Raw genomic sequence first — 3,711 nt, forward strand, 5'->3', positions numbered from 1 at the left:
CTCACCACAATGGCACATTGCGATGCCGTCAGGAGGGGCATCCACGCCATCAATAGAGCCCTTTCGCCGAAAAAATCGCCTTCCCCGCTCAGGCGTCGACCCCTGCCTTCGAAAGGCAGGCGCCATGGATATTGCAATGCTTCTTGTCGTGCCATGAACTTCTGTGCAGGCCCAACAGCGCATTTATTTCAAGCTATCAAGGAGGTCAGGTAGTAACTGAACGCAATTGCAGCAAGCATGGAAGCCAGCAGGGGAACCAAGATCAGAAACCACTTGTGGTTATAAATACGGGCTGGCTGATAACATTCTCCACATGTTTCTGCACCAAGACGCATGCGATGGCCGCAGTAACGACAAGTAAAAATGCGCTTTGCCTTTTCTTCATGATAGTAAGCTTGGGTCATATTATTCCACCATCTCAGCCCTGATCGCCACGCGATGCGCTTGCGTCGGGCATTATATTGAAATCCGCAAATCGACGGCACATCTCCTTGAAAAAATGATATCTGAGGCCGCCGATTTTTCAGCAGCATCAGAGTTTTACTAGACTTCAAGACAGATGAGAGAATGTCGGTTTTACAGATATTTACGAGTAACGCATTCTTCAAAATGCGCATGAATTTATTATTTTGTTTTGCGAAGAAATTACGCTGTAAGTGCGAAAAGCGCTGCGGAGTCGCTATAGAAGACTAGCGCTATCATCTGGAATGACATCACACAAGAAATTAAGCCTTATATTTGGAATTATGTCTGATAATATCCATAAATATATCACACACCTACTTGTGTTTTCATATGCCCATTTAAGTGGGGATAATTCATTGACAATAAGGATCGCTTCAGTCTCCCTCCCAAATGATCTTTTAAATGGCAACATCTGCGACATATTCACCATTTCAAACGAAAATCGTATTAAACGCCGAAACGACCCCCATATGACTTGCGGGCAGCTCGAAAAATTGCTCTGACCTCGCTGGCGCGGTATGATCGCTGGCGTGTTCGGCAGCTGTGGGTTTGACAATGGCGCAGATGAGTTTCTTTAATCTTTGCGACCGTTATGCGAGCCTGGAAGCCAAGAAGGACCCGTTGGTCGAGATCTATGCTGTCGTGTCCTGGGAGGAGTTTCGCCCGATCCTGGAACGGGTCTGGCGCAAGCCTGATCCAGAGCGCAAGTGGCGAGCCTGGCGAAAGCCGATGACGCCGTGCTCATGTTCAAGACGCTGGTGCTGAGCGCGCTCTACAACCTGTCGGACGACCAGATTGAATATCAGGTGCGCGATCGGCTGTCGTTTATGCGGTTCCTCGGGCTTGGCCTGAAGGATCAGGTGCCCGACGCCAAGACGGTCTGGCTCTATCGCGAGGCCCTTGAGCAGGCGGGCATGGTGGAGGTGTTGTTCAAGCAATTCGACCCTTGCCCGGCAGGCGATTGCGCAGCAATTTGCCGAGAGGAGGCTATCTGGCGTGGCAGAGCTACATCGCGCGGGGCGGCCAGATCCTGGATGCAACCATTGTTCCGGTGCCGCGCAATCATAACACACGCGAGGAAAACAAGGACATCAAGAACGGCGCGCTGCCGGAGGGCTGGGCGGACAAGCCCGCAAAGCGGTCTCAGAAGGACGTCGACGCGCGCTGGACCAAGAAACATGGCAAGAGCCTCGAAGGCTTTTCTTTGCCAAGCCGTCTTGATTGGATCGGTGTCATGTTGCATGTTTGTTCTCCGACTATGCGGCATTGGTCGCGGAATCCGCGTTGATGTAGCGTTTATGTTTTTGGCTGTTCTTGGCTGAGGCCGAAGGAACGTAAGAAGAACATACCGCAACGTAAGTGCTGCCTGTCCACACTTAACTTCATGGCAACGTTGCGAAAAATGTAACTCGCAATTTTCTCGCAAACGCTTCCAGCCGTGGTGGGCAAAGCTAAACGAGGCTTTTGGTCCATTTTTTCGCAAGCGGAATCTGTGAAAATTAATTGCCGTGGCGGCCGGGATTTCAGGGCGTTTAGAGGCTCAAACTCTGAACGACAGGCTCCGCGCGCCAAAATTGTTTCGCGTCAGACAGACCTGATGACAGGCCTGCTTCATACAGGAGATGTTCTGCAGGAGGTGAAGTCACGGCTGAAGGTGATCCACACCGCTCACGCCTCAGGCCTGCCTGACATGCGCAGTCTGCTTCGCCCTGCGCTCGAATGTCGAACCGTCAAGATCAGCGGATTTCGAGGGGTACGGGATGCGGCGGAACCGGAGCCAGCCCGTCGATGCGATCCAGCGTCGACTGGGAAAGCTGCACCTGCGCGGCGGCGGCCAGATCTTCGAGATGATGGGGCCGGCTTGACTTTGGGATCGGCACGGCCAGACCATGGGTCATGTGCCAGGCGAGAATAAGCTGCGCCGCGGATAGGCACCGTTGACAAGCAGATGCGCCACGCGATGTGCCAGCGTGTTGGTCTTGCCAGACCCGGCCCCAGCGATCACCAGCAGCGGAGGAGGTAGCGTGTCGCCATCGACGCCGAATTCCACGGCAGCGCGTTGATTGTCGTTCAGCTTGTCGAGATAGCCTGCGCCTGCCATGCCTTGTTCCCTCTTTCGGATCTTGGAGTGAGGTTACCGAAGCGAGAACGAAATGGGAACTTGAATGTTTTTCTGCGAACCTATTCGCTTGCAACCGGGATCAGCACCTCATTGCGGCGCAAGGGCGGCAGGGTCCAGGGTGGGTTGTAGCCTGCCACCTCCCCCGGGCCGTTGGCGGTCAGGCCTTTGATCGCGAGCCAGTCGCGCAAGTGGGCCTCCTCGGCCGCGGCGTTGCTGGCCATGAAACCGGCATAGCGCACCACCGCGACGCGACGCGGCGCAATGGTGGACAAGGTGACGGCGGGATCGGTCGGCACGGGGGCTGTTTGAAGCGTCATCGCGGAAGGCAGAACAAAGACCATCTCGCGCGCGCCGTCCCGGCTTTGCAGGACCGGGGCGGTCATGGCGATCTCTGTTCCTGCGGTGCTGTCGGTTTTCAGAACGGGCGCAGTCATGGCAATGTCACGCGCCCCGGCGTTCGCGCCCGAGATATAGTCGAAAAGGCGTCCAAATGCGGCGCGCGATCCGCCATCCATCGCCGTTTTCACCACGACCAGTGCGCCATAGTCCCGCAGCTCGTACGGCGGTTCAGACAGGATCATGCGGTATTCCGGCTCAGGCGCCGCGGCGCTGCCAAAAACGGAACAGGCGGTGACGGTCAGAAGGCTTGTGAGGGCCGTAATCGCCCGGGTCGCGCGTGAAAACATCCGTGTCTCCTTCACATCAAAAGCTTCTCATCCGGTCCGTTTCAGCTTGGAAAGCGCATCACTGGCATGAAACCCACTGAGGCAGGAAAACCGGTCAAGAACGAGCATGTCCATTACCGACTGACTTCTTCTTCGTCATGCAATCTGAGTGTATGATACATGAATCCGCTCATTCAGGAGCAAGACGTGCCCACAATATTTCTCGACACGAATATTTTCATAGACGCTGGATACTTCAGGGCGGCTGGTGCCCAAGCGTTCTTGCGAACGTGTAGATTTGCCGGTTTTGATCTCGCCTTGCCCGAAGTCGTCCTTGATGAAGTTCGAGGAAACTTTGAATAGGGACTTTCCTCGGCATTGGTTTCGTTGACTAAGGCAGTGACGTTGCCCCCTGCAGCTAATCCAGTTTGAGATAGACTCTGGCCCAACCGAAAGGAC

5 protein-coding genes and 1 pseudogene are annotated in these 3,711 nt (G+C 54.8%); 1 reads left to right on the plus strand and 5 read right to left on the minus strand.

Features of this window, described 5'->3' with window-relative positions:
- Positions 1-188: 188 nt before the first annotated feature.
- On the minus strand, positions 189-617 hold the full coding sequence (locus P775_RS27580; RefSeq protein WP_143520884.1) for a hypothetical protein: 429 nt from the start codon (positions 615-617) through the stop codon (positions 189-191).
- A gap of 403 nt (positions 618-1,020) precedes the next feature.
- On the opposite strand from P775_RS27580, the pseudogene P775_RS11655 reads away from it, so the two are divergent.
- Positions 1,021-1,666, plus strand: a pseudogene (locus tag P775_RS11655) (transposase); the annotation flags it as partial.
- Positions 1,667-2,201: 535 nt separating this feature from the next.
- On the opposite strand, the gene P775_RS29850 reads toward P775_RS11655, so the two are convergent.
- From P775_RS29850 to P775_RS28500, 4 genes are all read right to left on the minus strand, one after another.
- Complete coding sequence (locus P775_RS29850) at positions 2,202-2,363, minus strand: hypothetical protein (RefSeq protein WP_425439901.1); 162 nt, start codon at positions 2,361-2,363, stop codon at positions 2,202-2,204.
- Positions 2,360-2,566 (minus strand): UvrD-helicase domain-containing protein, encoded by a 207-nt coding sequence (locus tag P775_RS11660; protein WP_281256079.1) that lies wholly within the window; start codon positions 2,564-2,566, stop codon positions 2,360-2,362. The genes P775_RS29850 and P775_RS11660 overlap by 4 nt, the downstream gene beginning before the upstream one ends.
- Before the next feature lie 80 nt (positions 2,567-2,646).
- Positions 2,647-3,273, minus strand: coding sequence for an SOUL family heme-binding protein (locus P775_RS11665; protein WP_099911165.1), 627 nt, complete (start codon positions 3,271-3,273; stop codon positions 2,647-2,649).
- Positions 3,274-3,408: 135 nt separating this feature from the next.
- On the minus strand, positions 3,409-3,711 hold a 303-nt coding region (locus P775_RS28500), incomplete at its 5' end, for a hypothetical protein (protein WP_218967677.1).

The organism is Puniceibacterium antarcticum, from assembly GCF_002760615.1.
Taxonomy (GTDB): Bacteria; Pseudomonadota; Alphaproteobacteria; order Rhodobacterales; family Rhodobacteraceae; genus Puniceibacterium; species Puniceibacterium antarcticum.